Annotated in this window: 14 protein-coding genes, 4 tRNA genes and 1 riboswitch; of the genes, 11 read left to right on the top strand and 7 right to left on the bottom strand. The window is 58.7% G+C overall.

The features are described from left to right. Window positions 1-40: 40 nt before the first annotated feature. Window positions 41-210, bottom strand: a riboswitch (FMN riboswitch). A gap of 190 nt (window positions 211-400) precedes the next feature. The 8 genes from ltaE (at window position 401) to mgtE (ending at window position 8,151) form a co-directional block, all read left to right on the top strand. Beyond that, a complete protein-coding gene (ltaE, locus tag HX855_RS14170) occupies window positions 401-1,405 on the top strand; it encodes a low-specificity L-threonine aldolase (RefSeq protein ID WP_177083704.1) in 1,005 nt (334 codons plus the stop codon). Window positions 1,406-1,551: 146 nt separating this feature from the next. Further along, on the top strand, window positions 1,552-4,170 hold the full coding sequence (alaS, locus tag HX855_RS14165; protein ID WP_177083706.1) for an alanine--tRNA ligase: 2,619 nt from the start codon (window positions 1,552-1,554) through the stop codon (window positions 4,168-4,170). Window positions 4,171-4,266: 96 nt separating this feature from the next. Continuing rightward, window positions 4,267-5,508, top strand: coding sequence for an aspartate kinase (locus HX855_RS14160; protein WP_177083708.1), 1,242 nt, complete (start codon window positions 4,267-4,269; stop codon window positions 5,506-5,508). A gap of 185 nt (window positions 5,509-5,693) precedes the next feature. After that, complete coding sequence (gene csrA / locus HX855_RS14155; protein ID WP_002554426.1) at window positions 5,694-5,882, top strand: carbon storage regulator CsrA; 189 nt, start codon at window positions 5,694-5,696, stop codon at window positions 5,880-5,882. A gap of 62 nt (window positions 5,883-5,944) precedes the next feature. Then, window positions 5,945-6,035, top strand: a tRNA-Ser gene (locus HX855_RS14150). Between the two features lie 108 nt (window positions 6,036-6,143). Continuing rightward, window positions 6,144-6,220, top strand: a tRNA-Arg gene (locus tag HX855_RS14145). 72 nt (window positions 6,221-6,292) lie between these two features. Continuing rightward, window positions 6,293-6,369, top strand: a tRNA-Arg gene (locus HX855_RS14140). Window positions 6,370-6,708: 339 nt separating this feature from the next. After that, window positions 6,709-8,151, top strand: coding sequence for a magnesium transporter (gene mgtE, locus HX855_RS14135; RefSeq protein WP_177083710.1), 1,443 nt, complete (start codon window positions 6,709-6,711; stop codon window positions 8,149-8,151). A 103-nt stretch (window positions 8,152-8,254) separates the two neighbouring features. Here the strand turns inward: mgtE and HX855_RS14130 are convergent, their stop codons facing one another. From HX855_RS14130 to HX855_RS14120, 3 genes are all read right to left on the bottom strand, one after another. After that, window positions 8,255-8,581 (bottom strand): Arc family DNA-binding protein, encoded by a 327-nt coding sequence (locus HX855_RS14130; protein ID WP_003193592.1) that lies wholly within the window; start codon window positions 8,579-8,581, stop codon window positions 8,255-8,257. Between the two features lie 433 nt (window positions 8,582-9,014). After that, complete coding sequence (locus HX855_RS14125) at window positions 9,015-9,194, bottom strand: PA3371 family protein (RefSeq protein WP_177083712.1); 180 nt, start codon at window positions 9,192-9,194, stop codon at window positions 9,015-9,017. A 20-nt stretch (window positions 9,195-9,214) separates the two neighbouring features. Beyond that, window positions 9,215-9,442: a hypothetical protein gene (locus HX855_RS14120; protein ID WP_177083951.1), complete on the bottom strand. Its 228-nt coding sequence runs from the start codon at window positions 9,440-9,442 to the stop codon at window positions 9,215-9,217. Window positions 9,443-9,779: 337 nt separating this feature from the next. Between HX855_RS14120 and HX855_RS14115 the strand changes: the two genes are divergently transcribed. Together HX855_RS14115 and HX855_RS14110 are read left to right on the top strand one after the other, a co-directional pair. Then, window positions 9,780-9,856: transfer RNA gene (locus tag HX855_RS14115), tRNA-Arg, on the top strand. Between the two features lie 340 nt (window positions 9,857-10,196). Beyond that, a complete protein-coding gene (locus HX855_RS14110) occupies window positions 10,197-11,585 on the top strand; it encodes an MFS transporter (protein WP_177083714.1) in 1,389 nt (462 codons plus the stop codon). A 61-nt stretch (window positions 11,586-11,646) separates the two neighbouring features. Here the strand turns inward: HX855_RS14110 and HX855_RS14105 are convergent, their stop codons facing one another. From HX855_RS14105 to flgA, 4 genes are all read right to left on the bottom strand, one after another. Then, entirely contained in the window at window positions 11,647-12,396 is a 750-nt protein-coding gene (locus HX855_RS14105) for a flagellar brake protein (protein WP_177083716.1), read from the bottom strand. 95 nt (window positions 12,397-12,491) lie between these two features. Next, entirely contained in the window at window positions 12,492-12,959 is a 468-nt protein-coding gene (locus HX855_RS14100) for a flagella synthesis protein FlgN (protein WP_177083718.1), read from the bottom strand. 48 nt (window positions 12,960-13,007) lie between these two features. Next, a complete protein-coding gene (flgM, locus tag HX855_RS14095) occupies window positions 13,008-13,331 on the bottom strand; it encodes a flagellar biosynthesis anti-sigma factor FlgM (protein WP_177083720.1) in 324 nt (107 codons plus the stop codon). Window positions 13,332-13,473: 142 nt separating this feature from the next. Then, window positions 13,474-14,238, bottom strand: a complete 765-nt coding sequence (gene flgA / locus HX855_RS14090) for a flagellar basal body P-ring formation chaperone FlgA (protein ID WP_177083953.1) — start codon at window positions 14,236-14,238, stop codon at window positions 13,474-13,476. An 80-nt stretch (window positions 14,239-14,318) separates the two neighbouring features. Here flgA and HX855_RS14085 point away from each other — a divergent pair, with 80 nt between their 5' ends. Continuing rightward, entirely contained in the window at window positions 14,319-15,251 is a 933-nt protein-coding gene (locus HX855_RS14085) for a chemotaxis protein CheV (RefSeq protein ID WP_177083722.1), read from the top strand. The last annotated feature ends 37 nt before the right edge of the window (window positions 15,252-15,288 follow it).

Here is a 15,288-nt window from a genome sequence, read left to right as displayed (position 1 = left end):
CATGTGAACATGGCATCAGCGTGCGGCCCTTAGGTGCCAATCCCGTTCTCTCTTCATCCGGACTATGACCGTCGGCCCCGGGATCACACCGAGTCTGCTGACCTTGTCGCCGTCCTGCCGAGGCAGTTCGAGGCGCCAAGCGCTCGCGGGCTATGCACATTGCGTGCAATTACCGCCGGTGGGGAATTACACCCCGCCCTGAGAACGTTGCCGCCAGAACCCTGGCGGCGGAGAGTTTTTATCATGGTTTTTCAGAAACTGCACGGTTGGTTTATCGATAACCTATATCGGTTTGTTTGGTTGGTATTCGATTGTGCAAGCGCGGGGCTTGATATTCCGCGGCTTTGCCCGCAGTAATCGGTAACACAAGGAATGCTCCAATCCGCTAGAGGCTAGTTTGATGACCGTGATTGACCTGCGCAGCGACACCGTGACCCAACCCACCCCCGGCATGCTCGACGCGATGGCCACTGCCGTCAGTGGCGACGACGTCTACGGCGAAGACCCGAGCGTCAATCGCCTGGAAGCCGAGCTGGCCAAGCGCCTGGGGTTTGCCGCCGCGTTGTTCGTGCCCACCGGCACCATGAGCAACCTGCTGGCGTTGATGGCGCACTGTGAGCGTGGCGAGGAATACATCGTCGGCCAGCAGGCCCACACCTACAAATACGAAGGGGGTGGCGCCGCGGTACTTGGCTCGATCCAGCCACAGCCGCTGGAAGTGCAGGCCGATGGTTCGCTGAACCTGGACCACGTGCTGGCGGCCATCAAGCCCGACGACTTCCACTTCGCCCGTACCCGTTTGCTGGCGCTGGAAAACACCATGCAAGGCAAGGTGTTGCCCCTTGAATACCTGGCGGCGGCGCGGGCGTTTACCCGTGAACACGACCTGGCTTTGCACCTCGACGGCGCGCGGCTCTACAACGCGGCGGTCAAGCTGGGGGTGGATGCCCGGGAGATTGCCCGGCATTTCGACTCGGTGTCGGTGTGCCTGTCCAAGGGCCTGGGGGCGCCGATTGGCTCGGTGTTGTGCGGCTCCACGGCGTTGATCGCCAAAGCGCGCCGTTTGCGCAAGATGGTCGGTGGCGGCATGCGCCAGGCCGGCTCGCTGGCGGCGGCGGGGCTGTATGCCCTGGACCACCAGGTGCAGCGCCTGGCCGACGACCACGCCAACGCCCAATGGCTGGGGGATGAACTGCGCAAGGCGGGTTACACGGTGGAGCCGGTGCAGACCAACATGGTCTACGTCGATATCGGTGATCGGGCCCAGGCCTTGAAGGCGTTTTCTGCCGAGCGCAGGATCACGTTGAGCGCCGCGCCGCGTCTGCGCATGGTCACTCACCTGGACGTCAGCCGGGCGCAGATCGAGCAAGTGCTCGCGACATTCGTCGAGTTTTCCCGAAAATGACAGTGCAGACCGTCTAATTGACTGTTTCTATCACATAAACACGCTGTACCACGGGCAAAGGGCCGATATAATGCGGCCCTTTGCCGTCGCTCCGTCTGATGACGTTTAGCACTGGCCTTTGGCCGCAGCCTCCGTGGAAGAACCTAATGAAAAGCGCAGAAATCCGTGAAGCCTTCCTTCGCTTCTTCGAAGAGCAAGGTCACACCCGTGTCGCCTCCAGCTCCTTGATCCCAGGCAATGACCCCACCCTGCTGTTCACTAACGCGGGGATGAACCAGTTCAAGGACTGCTTCCTGGGCCAGGAAAAGCGCGCTTACACCCGCGCCACCAGCAGCCAGAAGTGCGTACGCGCCGGCGGCAAGAACAGCGACCTGGAAAACGTGGGCTACACCGCCCGCCACCATACTTTCTTCGAGATGCTGGGTAACTTCAGCTTCGGCGACTATTTCAAGAAAGATGCGATCACCTTCGCCTGGACGTTCCTGACCGGCGTGCTGAAGCTGCCGAAGGAAAAGCTCTGGGTGACCGTCTACGCCACCGATGACGAAGCCTACGACATCTGGACCCAGCAAATCGGTGTGCCGGTGGAGCGCATGATTCGCATCGGCGACAACAAAGGCGCGCCTTACGCCTCCGACAACTTCTGGACCATGGGCGATACCGGCCCGTGCGGCCCCTGCACCGAGATCTTCTACGATCACGGCGCCGACATCTGGGGCGGCCCACCGGGCTCGCCGGAAGAAGACGGCGACCGCTACATCGAAATCTGGAACAACGTGTTCATGCAGTTCAACCGCACCGCCGACGGCGTGTTGCATCCGTTGCCAGCCCCGTCGGTCGACACCGGCATGGGCCTGGAGCGGATCAGTGCGGTGATGCAGCACGTTCACTCCAACTACGAGATCGACCTGTTCACCAACCTGCTGAGCGCTTCGGCCGCGGCCATTGGTTGCGCCAACGACAATCAGTCGTCCCTCAAGGTGGTGTCGGACCACATCCGTTCCTGCGGCTTCCTGATCGCCGACGGCGTGCTGCCGTCGAACGAAGGCCGTGGCTATGTGCTGCGCCGCATCATCCGTCGCGCCTGCCGCCACGGTAACAAGCTGGGCGCCACCGGCAGCTTCTTCTACAAGATCGTTGCCGCGCTGGTGGCCGAGATGGGCGATGCCTTCCCGGAACTCAAGCAGCAGCAAGCCAACATCGAGCGCGTGCTCAAGGCTGAAGAAGAGCAGTTCTCCAAGACCCTGGAGCACGGCCTGAAGATCCTCGAACAGGACCTGGCCGAGCTTAAAGGCACCGTGGTGCCGGGCGACGTAGTGTTCAAGCTGTACGACACCTACGGTTTCCCGATGGACCTGACCGCCGACATCGCCCGTGAGCGCGAGCTGACGGTCGACGAAGCCGGGTTTGAGCGTGAGATGGAAGCCCAGCGCGTCCGTGCCCGTTCCGCCAGTTCCTTTGGCCTGGACTACAACACCCTGGTAAAGGTTGATGTGGCGACTTCGTTCATTGGTTATGAGGCCACCGTTGGCTCGGCCAAGATCGTGGCTATCTATAAGGACGGCAAGTCGGTCGACGTGCTGAACGAAGGTGACGAGGCCGTTGTGGTCCTCGACCAGACCCCGTTTTACGCCGAGTCCGGTGGCCAGGTGGGCGACTGTGGTTTCCTGAGCTCGACGTCCGGCCGTTTTGAAGTGCGCGACACCACCAAGACCGGCGGTGCATTCCTGCATCACGGTGTGTTGGTGCTGGGCAACCTGACCGTCGGCGCGCCGGTGGACACCCAGGTAGATGCCGACGTACGGCATGCAACTGCCTTGAACCATTCTGCCACTCACTTGCTGCACGCCGCGTTGCGTCAGGTATTGGGTGAGCATGTGCAGCAGAAGGGTTCGTTGGTCGATAGCCAGCGCCTGCGTTTTGACTTCAGTCATTTCGAGGCGATCAAGCCTGAGCAGTTGAAGGCCCTGGAAGACATCGTCAACGCCGAGATTCGCAAGAACACGCCGGTGGAAACCGAAGAAACCGACATCGAGACCGCCAAGAAAAAAGGCGCGATGGCGCTGTTTGGTGAGAAGTACGGCGACGAAGTGCGCGTGCTGAGCATGGGCGGCAGCTTCTCGGTGGAGCTGTGCGGCGGTATCCACGCCAGCCGTACCGGCGACATCGGCCTGCTGAAAATCATCAGCGAAGGCGGTGTGGCTTCCGGCGTACGTCGTATTGAAGCGGTCACCGGTGCTGCGGCCCTGGCCTACCTCAATGCGGCTGAAGAACAACTCAAGGAAGCGGCCAGCCTGGTCAAGGGCAGCCGCGACAACCTGATCGACAAGCTCTCCGGCGTACTGGAACGCAACCGCCAGCTGGAAAAACAGCTGGAGCAGTTGCAGGCCAAGGCCGCCAGCGCGGCGGGCGACGATCTGTCGGCCTCCGCTCTGGATGTCAAAGGCGTGAAAGTCCTGGCCGTGCGCCTGGACGGTCAGGATGGCAAGGCGCTGTTGGCCTTGGTCGATCAGTTGAAGAACAAGCTCGGCCGCGCAGTGATCCTGCTCGGCAGTGTCCATGAGGATAAGGTCGTTCTGGTTGCCGGTGTAACCAAAGACCTGACTGGCCAACTCAAGGCCGGTGATTTGATGAAACAAGCCGCCGCGGCAGTGGGCGGGAAGGGCGGTGGTCGTCCGGACATGGCGCAAGGCGGTGGTGTAGACGCCGGTGCCCTGGACGCGGCCCTGGCCCTGACCGTGCCGTTTGTCGAGGCAGGTATTTAAGACGCTGTTAATGAGCCCGTGGTCTAGTCGCGGGTTCAGGCAGTGGCGGTTTGATTGATTATTGGGCGCCCCTTTACGGGCTGAGGCGGCTTAGAAATGGCTTTGATCGTACAGAAATTTGGAGGCACCTCGGTCGGCTCCGTCGAAAGAATCGAGCAGGTCGCCGACAAGGTTAAGAAATTCCGCGATGCCGGCGATGACCTGGTGGTGGTGCTGTCGGCCATGAGCGGCGAGACCAATCGCCTGATCGAGCTGGCCAAGGCAATCAGTGGCGATCAACAACCGGTTCCCCGTGAGCTGGATGTGATCATTTCCACGGGTGAGCAGGTGACCATTGCGCTGCTGGCCATGGCGCTGAATAAACGTGGCGTGCCAGCGGTGTCCTACACTGGCAACCAGGTCCGCATTCTTACGGACAGCGCGCACACAAAAGCGCGCATCCTGCAGATTGATGACCAGAAGATTCGCGCTGACTTGAAAGCCGGTCGTGTCGTGGTTGTAGCCGGTTTCCAGGGCGTCGATGAGCACGGCAACATCACCACCCTCGGTCGTGGCGGTTCCGACACCACCGGCGTGGCCCTGGCAGCAGCCCTGAAGGCTGATGAATGCCAGATCTACACCGATGTGGACGGCGTCTACACCACCGACCCGCGGGTGGTGTCCGTGGCCCAGCGTCTGGACAAGATCACCTTCGAAGAGATGCTGGAAATGGCCAGCCTCGGTTCCAAGGTGTTGCAGATCCGTGCCGTTGAGTTCGCCGGCAAGTACAACGTTCCGCTGCGCGTACTGCACAGCTTCAAGGAGGGTCCGGGCACCCTCATTACTATTGATGAAGAGGAATCCATGGAACAGCCGATCATTTCCGGCATCGCTTTTAACCGCGATGAAGCCAAGCTGACCATCCGTGGCGTGCCAGACACCCCGGGCGTGGCCTTCAAGATTCTCGGGCCAATCAGTGGCGAAAACATTGAAGTCGACATGATCGTGCAGAACGTTGCGCACGATAACACCACCGATTTCACCTTCACCGTGCACCGCAACGAGTACGATGCGGCGCAGAAGGTGTTGTTGAACACCGCGAGCGAGATTGGCGCCCGTGAAGTGGTTGGCGATACCAAGATTGCCAAGGTGTCGATCGTGGGTGTGGGCATGCGTTCCCATGCGGGCGTTGCCAGCCGCATGTTCGAGGCCCTGGCCAAGGAAAGCATCAACATCCAGATGATTTCCACCTCGGAAATCAAGGTCTCGGTGGTGATCGAAGAGAAGTACCTGGAACTGGCTGTACGCGCACTGCATACCGCTTTTGAGCTGGACGCTCCGGCCCGACAGGGCGAGTGAAGCGTTGCCAGGAAGGCGCGGTGATCCGCGCCTTTCATTTTTTTGCCGGGTGCGTGGTGAAGGCCTGTTCTTTTGCCTGTGCTCGACAATACTTAGGCGGGTAGGGCTATGACCGTTGGGTTGTAGGTCGAATGCCTTTTTTTGCAGACTGTTGTTCCCGAAATGAAATGCGTGAGGAGAAAGGTATGCTGATTCTGACTCGTCGATGCGCAGAAAGCCTGATTATTGGTGATGGCGAAATCACCGTGACCGTGCTCGGCGTCAAAGGCAATCAAGTGCGTATCGGGGTTAACGCTCCGAAAGAGGTGGCTGTCCACCGCGAGGAAATCTACCTGCGGATCAAGAAAGAGAAGGACGAAGAACCAAGCCATTAATTTTTATCGTTTTTTATGTTTGCAAACGGGGATGAAGCTGGTTAATATACGCCCCGTGTTGCGGAGAGCTGGCCGAGTGGCCGAAGGCGCTCCCCTGCTAAGGGAGTACACCTCAAAAGGGTGTCGGGGGTTCGAATCCCCCGTTCTCCGCCATTATTTGCTTAGTACGTTGCAATCTGGTTTTTTCGCTAAGTTGTTGAAACTAAACGAAAAAATAGCTTTACATAGAGATTGAACGGCCTATAATGCGCGGCAACAAATGCACTCGTAGCTCAGCTGGATAGAGTACTCGGCTACGAACCGAGCGGTCACAGGTTCGAATCCTGTCGAGTGCACCATTTAAGAGTTAGTTGCAGCAATGCAGGTAGCTTGGCTTCAACCAGTTGTGATCTGGTCTAAAAACACAATCTGCACTCGTAGCTCAGCTGGATAGAGTACTCGGCTACGAACCGAGCGGTCACAGGTTCGAATCCTGTCGAGTGCACCAAACAACAAAAAGCCCGCCTAGTGCGGGCTTTTTGCCGTCTGGGGTTTTTATTGGCCGCAGCGGCTTTTTCTCTCGCCCATGTGTTTTCCTTTCGGTCTGCGTCGTCGCAGTTCCTATGTGCGGCCAATGCTCAGCTTTGTGTCGCAAGCGCTTGTTCTTTCCAGTTTTTTGACGTTAAAAGCGGCCGCCCGGTGTATCATTGCGCCCGTCAGCCCCGCCGGGGCTTATGGAACACCTCCATGGACTTACCCAGTAGTGACTCAGTACCCCGTTCTACCAATCATGAATTGACTGATTGATCCTTCCGGCGTGCCCCGCTGCTGGGAGTGGAGTTCGCCTATGACCGAAGTTGAAGTAAAGAAAACACAAGAAAGCCTGCAGGATCGCCTGGCTCAAGTCGTCGAGCTGCTGCAGCGCCAGCGTGTGGTCGAAGACCTGACGCATCGCCAGGAAGGCGCGAACAATGACCGGGTCGAGAACCTGGTCCACCGGCAGAATCTCGTTGAGCTGCAACGCAAGCTCGATGATCTGCACTCCGCCGACGTCGCCTACATCCTCGAAGCCTTGCCGCTTAATGACCGGCTGACGCTTTGGCAGTTGGTCAAGGCTGACCGCGACGGCGATATCCTCCTCGAAGTATCCGACTCGGTCCGTGAAACCCTGATCGCCGACATGGACGATCACGAGCTCCTGGCTGCCGCCAAGGACATGGATGCCGACGAACTCGCTGACCTGGCTTCCGAGCTGCCGCGTGACGTCGTCCATGAGCTGATGGAAACCCTCGATGGCCAACAGCGTGAGCGCGTACGCTCGGCGTTGTCCTATGACGAGGAGCAAGTCGGCGCATTGATGGACTTCGAGATGGTCACCATCCGCGAAGACGTCAGCCTGGAAGTGGTTCTGCGTTACCTGCGCCGCCTCAAAGAGCTGCCAGGCCACACCGACAAACTGTTCGTGGTCGATTACGAAGGCATTCTCAAGGGCGTGCTGCCAATCAAGCGGCTGCTGGTCAACGACCCGGACAAGAAAGTCGCCGACGTCATGGCCAGTGACCCGGTGAGTTTCCACCCGGACGAAGACGCCTATGACGCCGCCCAGGCGTTCGAACGCTACGACTTGATCTCGGCCCCGGTGGTCGACAAGAACGGCAAGCTGATCGGTCGTCTGACCATCGATGAAATGGTCGACCTGATTCGTGAGGAAAGCGAAAGCGAAGTCCTCAACATGGCCGGTCTGCGGGAAGAAGAAGATATTTTTGCTTCCGTCTGGAAGTCCCTGCGTAACCGCTGGGCCTGGCTGGCGGTCAATTTGATTACCGCGTTTATTGCTTCACGGGTGATTGGCCTGTTTGAAGGCTCCATCGAGAAGCTCGTGGCACTGGCGGCGTTGATGCCGATCGTGGCCGGGATTGGCGGTAACTCGGGTAACCAGACGATCACCATGATCGTACGCGCCATGGCCCTGGATCAGGTGGGTACGGGGCATGGCAAGCGTTTGATGCGCAAGGAGCTTGCCGTCGCGCTGATCAACGGCCTGGTGTGGGGGGGTGTCATTGGTATCGTGGCGTACCTGCTGTATGGCAGTTGGTCCCTCGGGGTGGTCATGACCGCGGCCATGACGCTTAACCTGCTGCTGGCGGCGCTGATGGGCGTTCTGATTCCGATGACCCTGGCGCGCCTTGGGAGAGACCCGGCCATGGGCGCCAGTGTGATGATCACGGCAATGACCGACAGTGGTGGCTTCTTCATCTTCCTTGGCCTGGCGACCATCTTCCTGCTTTGATCCCTTCTATAGGTCAGGGGCTTTTGCCCCTTGATCCAATCGTTGCCAAATCCCAGGCAAAAAAAAGCCAGCTCATGGCTGGCTTTCAGCTTTCGGTTGCCAATCAGTTGGCTTCTGCGGCTGCCTCAACGTCATGGGCGATAAGCGAGACGAGAGCATTTTGCTGGCGGTGGGAGAGCTGACGAAAACGCTGCAGCAGTTCGCGTTCGTGCAGTGACAGCTCGGGGCTGTCCAGGCGCATGCTCAGCTCTTCGCCCAGCGCACCTTCCTGAATCAGGCTTTGTTCCAGGCGTGCGATGATTTCAGAGTTCATGCTGCGGTGATGATTGCGAGCCACCTCGGCAATGCGTTCCCGCATTCCGTCTGGCAGACGTACGACGAACTTGTCAGCCGTACGGCTGGAATAAATTGCCTGTTTCAATGGGCGCATATATTTAACCGGTTAGTTCAGGGGAGCGGTTTTTGGAATTGGCCGCAAGATGCATGTTAGGACAAGGCTTGCTGCCAAATGTTCAACCTGAATTGCAAAGAGGCCGCATCATGCCTCAGATTTGCCAGTTCCTTGGCGTCAATTCTGTGACAAATATTGAACCGGCTACCGGCTTTATGCCAGTACTCATTTCAAAATTTGCGGACTGGTTGGAAAACTTTTCCGCGGACGCACCCAAATGTAGGTTGAGGCCGCAGGCTCTTGGCGCAAAAGGCTTTTGGGCGCACATGCTATAGCAATATGGCCTTTTGCCCTTAACTTTAAGATTAGTGGCAAATTGCCAATTTACGAGGGCGGAGCGACATATGGTCTACCGTTCGGACGAGTGAACGGTTGAGCGGCAGCTTTAGCGCAGGGGGCGACGAGCGGGGATTCAGCGCAGTACGGGATCGAACTTGATGCGGCGACCAATGACGATTGTCACTACCCACAGGCTGCCAAACACCGCAGCGGCCACGAAGGCGGCTGTTTGTACGTCTTGCGACAGCACGTTCAGGCCCAGTGCCACGGCGGCCAGGGCCAGGGTCAGAAACAGCCAGGCAGACTTGGTCATGGAATACTCCGGTAAGCGGTTCAGAAAACCCAGTGTTCAGTCGCAGGGGCGGCTTGGGTGCCCTGGGTCAGTTGCAGCGGTGATTGCATGTTCGGCTTCATGACCGCCAACTGCGGACGTTGCTGCAGGTGATGAGGGATCGCCTGGCTGACCTGCGCTGCGTCGTCGGAAGATGCGGATTGAAAATGGAACATCACCAGCGCAGCCAGTGCAACGGTATTGAGGGCTAGTAGAAGTGCGCTGTTCATGGGCATGTTCTCCGCAGATGGCTGGGCCGGACTGTATTTATAGGATAAAGGATTGCAGGCGCCGTGCCAGTCTTTATTTGGTAATAAATCCTTTAAAATCAAATAGTTAAATACAGTCCAAATTGTCGTGATGTTGCAATTTGCAATGATGGCATTTTGGGGGAGTGCATTTTGCACGATGGCTGCGAACTGCCCGTATTCGTTGGGCGGAATATGGCTTGCTGCTGCGGGCGTAGGCCTACACTCAAAAAGCCCAAGGACGACATGACAAAATTCACCTGCGCCGTTAACATGCACGCCGTCTGTCGCCGTGCCTATCGCCGGTCGGCTGTCATTAGTCCCAGTAGCTCAATTGGATAGAGCATCCCCCTCCTAAGGGGAAGGTTGGCCGTTCGAACCGGCCCTGGGACACCATATAACCGTTCTTGCCCGCGCGGCCGAAGCGTCAGAAAGCCCCGATCAGATGTATCTGACGGGGCTTTTTTGTGGCCGGGGGCCTGAGCGTCAGTCTTTTCCAACACGGACCGAACGATACCGGCATTTGAGGTTCACACGGGAGGCAAGGGCAGGGCGGTGCAAGTATTCGTCTGTATCGTGTACCTCGCAGGTCACTGTCGAGCGTCTGACACGTAGCCAATTGGCGTGAGCAAAATATTCCCCGGCAACCGCGTGTTTTGGCTGTCCGGACCCGACGACGCGGGACTATCATTCCGATAGCCCTGAACCCCACTGCAAGGAGCCGCTCGGAACGCCGATGCGCCAGATCTGGAAATCTTTTCGAGCCCTTTATTTTGCTTCCTTGATGATGCTGATCGGCTCCGGCCTGCTCAGCACTTACCTGGCCTTGCGCCTGGCGGCGGACCACGTCGACAGCCTGTGGGTCGGTGCGTTGATGGCCGCCAACTATTTCGGCCTGGTCTTGGGGGGCAAGATCGGTCACCGCCTGATTGCCCGGGTCGGGCATATCCGGGCCTATGCCACCTGCGCCGGGATCGTCGGCGCGGCGGTGCTCGGGCACGGCCTGATCAACTGGTTGCCGGCCTGGATCGTGCTGCGGATGATCGTCGGCCTTGGCATGATGTGCCAATACATGGTTATCGAGAGCTGGCTCAACGAACAGGCAGAGGCCAAGCAGCGGGGCGTGGTGTTCAGCGGCTACATGATTGCGTCGTACCTCGGCCTGGTGCTGGGTCAACTGATTCTTGTGATGCACCCGCAGCTGGGGCTTGAGTTGCTGATGCTGGTCGCGCTGTGTTTTGCGCTGTGCCTCGTGCCGGTGGCCATGACCCGACGCATTCACCCGGCGCCTCTGCACCCGGCGCCGATGGAGCCGCGCTTCTTTATCAAGCGGGTGCCGCAGTCCCTCAGTACGGTGTTGGGGGCCGGGGTGATCGTGGGTTCGTTCTATGGTCTGGCGCCGCTCTACGCGTCCCAGCAAGGGCTGACTACCGAGCAGGTCGGTATGTTCATGGGTTGCTGCATTTTTGCCGGGCTGCTGGTGCAGTGGCCGCTGGGTTGGTTGTCTGACCGTTATGACCGCGCGCTGTTGATTCGCTGCTTCGCCTTGTGCCTGGCAGTGGCCGCGTTGCCGTTGGCGATCATGACCCAGGTGCCGCTGGAAGTGCTGTTCGTCGCAGGCTTTCTCTGCTCCCTGGTGCAGTTCTGCCTGTACCCGCTGGCCGTGGCGTTCTCCAACGACCACGTCGAAGGTGATCGCCGGGTATCGCTGACGGCGATGTTGCTGGTGACCTACGGCGTTGGCGCCAGTGTGGGCCCGCTGCTGGCCGGTGTGGCGATGAAGCTGTTCGGCAGCCACATGCTGTATGCGTTTTTCAGCCTGTGTGCGTTGATTCTGGTCTGGCGCATCCGGCCCAAGGCGGTCACCAACCTGCATCAGGTGGACGACGCACCGCTGCACCACGTGGCAATGCCGGACAGCATGTCCAGTTCGCCGCTGGTGGCGTGCCTCGACCCACGGGTGGATGAACAGGTGGTGCAGGACCAGATGCAGACCCCGGTTCCGGAGCCTGAGCCCGAGGCCGAGCCTGAGTCGACGGTGGATGAGCCCGCAGCTGTCACCGAGCCCCCTGAGCATCCGGACCCGGATGATCATCCCCACGACTTGAGCAGGGCGCGCCCCTGAAAGCAAAAAACGGGCAGCTCCCCAAGGGAGTTGCCCGTTTTTTTATCGCGACCTTTAGTGCTTAAAGATCGTCGTCCTTGTCAAACCGACGGGCTTCACGCTGCAGTTGGTACACAAACCGCTCGACCTGGCGCTGCACCAGGCCGCTCATGTTGTGAAAACGTACGCCGGCGAAGGTGGTGTTGATCCTTTCTTCGAAGTGCAGGTAACGCAGTTCCACCGAAGTGGTCATGCTGCCGAAGGGCAGGGCGGCGATAAAACGGTCGTAGACCTGGCCCAGTTGCAGGCGCTCGGAGATGTCCCCTTCGAAACGCAATTTGCAGCCGGTGGCGGAAATATCCAGTAGCTTGCCGCCGATGGGCGCCTTGAGCTTATCGCCACCCAGCTCCACGCCGACCAATTGGGCCAGCTTCAGGGCGGCGCGGAAGGCATTGCGGCGCTGATGGTAAATCACTTCGTCGGGCATGCTGCCGCGATAAATGCGGTGGCCGCCGGCTTCATCGACGGTCAGGGTGCCGTTGCTTTCCCAGGCGACTCGCACGCCATCGTGGAAGCCTTCAATGCGGAATGCTTCGCCATTCTCAAGGTAGCGTTCGCCGTCCCGCGGGATCATTTCGTCCAGCGCCAGTGTCTTGCTGTCCCGGTCGATTTCGACCAGGTAGCTCTGAAAGCGCTGGTTGCGTTCGTGGAAGGTGATGATCAGCGGGTCATGGCTCTCGTGCAGCATCCGCAAGGTGCCAGCGATTTCCAGCGGCGTGGTGAGTACCTTGGGTGGCTGCGGAGCATCTTCCGCGTTAAGGGCGTTGAACACGGTTCTTCCATCTCCAGACAAAATACGACTACACGCAAGTGCTTTCATTTTGCCAGCATGTGGCGCGCCTTGGATAGGGCGCGCGCAAACTGGTTTCAGGCTTGGCTGCGGGTGCTTGGCTTGGCCAGGCGTGAGGTAGAGCCTTGAGCGTTGTAGAGGGCCGGAGGCTCGCCGCCGTGGAGGATACGCAACTGATTGGCGGTCGTGGCTTGTTGAAGCTGGATCGCCTGGCCGTTGAGGGCGTTGGCTTCCTGGCACAGGGTCAGCAACTGGTTGAGTTCTTTGCTCTGGGCCAGCAACTGGTCGCCCACTGTCGAGTGGCTGGCGAGTTGCTCCAGACCCTTGTGGTCGGCAGGCAAGCCCAGGCTGACGAGAATCTGGCTGCGTTTCTTGCCGTGCTGCTCCAGCAGGACAATCAGCGATTGCTTGTGCGCCAGAATTTCTTCCAGCATGCGCATGTCGCGGCCGAACAAGGCCAGGGATTCTTCCCGAAGTAACTCCAGCAAGCGTTGTGCGGGAGCCAAATCTTCAATGATCAGTTGTAGCAAGTTTTCGTCGTGCATGGCTGGCCTTGGGGTTTAAGCGTCCAAAAGCCTGGCGCAGGCCTTTGCCTAGCGCTCGGCTTCGAAGTTAAGCAGCTTGCTGGCTACACGGTTGCTGTCGACCTTATAGCTGCCATCCGCAATCGCCTGCTTCAATTCGGCCACGCGGGCTTTATTGACAACCGGTTGATCGCTCAGCGAGTCAGTGACCTTCTGCAACTGTTGAGCCTCATTGCTCAGGTGTACCGATTCCCCGCTTTGGCTGGCACCGGCCAGTTCTGTCTTGGCAGGCAGAGGCTGGGACTTGGCTTCAACGCTGTCTTTGGCACCATGGGTGCGCGAAGAACCGGGCGTTGGCAGGGCGTTATTCAAACGACTGAAATCGATGACCATGTTAAAAAAACCTCTGGGTATTTGGACGCTTGCCATGTTTTCGGCCATACCCGGACAAACTTTAGGCTCGATTGACAATAAACCTATACGCGATGCTGCTTTGCGCACAGTGTAGGAAAAGCTGGCGTCCGATGCCAGTGATCTATAAAGCCACCTCAACTTGCCCCGGTGCAGTCACCCGGGCCTTGATCACGCGGTTGGAGTTGAGGTTCTTGACGCGAATCTGTTCACTCATGCCGCCATTGGACAGGGCTTCCCCCGGCATTTTTACATTGAGGCCGCCGCTGCTGGCGGAAATGACCACTTGGTCTCCCTTGCGCACCACTTCGGCCTGTTCGAGGTGGACCAGGGTAATCACCTGATCGGCGACCATTGGTCGGGTAAGTTTCTGCCCGATCGCCTGGTCTATGGACGTGAGATAGCTCTGGCTGATCATGCTGATGTCCCGCTCCCGCATCGCCACGTCATCATAACCAATGATGCCGGTGCGTTTCAGCGGCCGGGTCACCACCACGACGTCGCGAAACAGTTTGACCTGGGCTGGCACAAACACCGTCCAGGGCGAGGCGCCGTCGCAACGTACCTTCACCGTCACACGCCCGATGGGTTGGGCGGGGCTTTCCAGGGTGGCTGTCAATTCCTTGTCGCACATCGGCATGCGCAGGCGCGGATCCAACTGGTTGACCTGGATTTCATAGCGTCCGGGTGTCTGCGTGGTGGCCAGATAATCTTCTACAGTGAATTCAAGAAAGCCTTGAGTGACGCCGATAAGCAGATCAGGCAAGGTGACATTGTCGGCACGCGCCATTTGGCCCGTGGCGAACGCAAACAATGCCATCGAGGCGCAGAGGAATCTGCGAAACCGTGGGGGTCGGAGGCGTCGGGAAACTGTCGTTTTGATGTTCATGGCGAATAAAAAAGCAAAGCTCGTGCCGTTTAGTGTTGGGTACACGTCGTACCCCTAGGTTTTAGCGTAGGAGTCTGGGCATGGCGGGTGTAATGGATTCAGTGAACCAGCGCACACAGCTGGTGGGGCAGAATCGCCTGGAGTTGCTGCTGTTTCGTCTGGACGGCAAGCAGCTTTACGGGATCAACGTCTTTAAAGTGCGGGAAGTGTTGCAGTGCCCCAAGCTGACAATAATGCCCAAGTCCAGCCCGGTGGTGTGCGGTGTGGCCAACATCCGTGGTGCGACCATCCCGATTCTTGACCTGGCAATGGCCACCGGTTCGGCCGGTTTGCAGGACCGCGAGAATCCGTTTGTGATCATTACCGAGTACAACACCAAGACCCAGGGTTTCCTTGTGCGTTCGGTGGAACGTATCGTCAACATGAACTGGGAAGAGATCCATCCGCCGCCCAAGGGCACCGGCCGTGATCACTACCTCACGGCGGTGACGCGGGTCGACAACCAGTTGGTGGAAATCATCGACGTGGAGAAAATCCTCGCCGAAGTAGCCCCGACCTCGGAGGCCATTTCGGTGGGTGTGGTAGACGCCGAGACGGCCCACAAGGCGATCTCGCTGCGGGTGCTGACGGTGGATGACTCCTCGGTGGCGCGCAAACAGGTGTCCCGTTGCCTGCAGACGGTTGGCGTTGAGGTGGTCGCGCTCAATGACGGTCGCCAGGCCCTGGATTACCTGCGCAAGCTGGTGGAGGAGGGCAAGAAGCCGGAAGAAGAATTCCTGATGATGATCTCCGACATCGAGATGCCGGAAATGGACGGCTACACCCTCACGGCCGAGATACGCAACGACCCACGCATGCAAAAGCTACATATCATCCTGCATACTTCGTTGTCGGGTGTATTCAATCAGGCGATGGTCAAGAAGGTCGGTGCCGATGACTTCCTGGCCAAATTCCGCCCTGATGACCTGGCATCCCGGGTAGTCGACCGGATCAAGGCAGCAGATCACGGCTAGGGGCTTTTTCCCTGGCGGTCACACGATTTAAGAGGCG

This window comes from Pseudomonas sp. IPO3778, assembly GCF_013386825.1.
Lineage (GTDB): Bacteria > Pseudomonadota > Gammaproteobacteria > Pseudomonadales > Pseudomonadaceae > Aquipseudomonas.
Note: the sequence above shows the minus strand (reverse complement) of the source record. Positions and strands in the feature narration are given on the sequence as shown.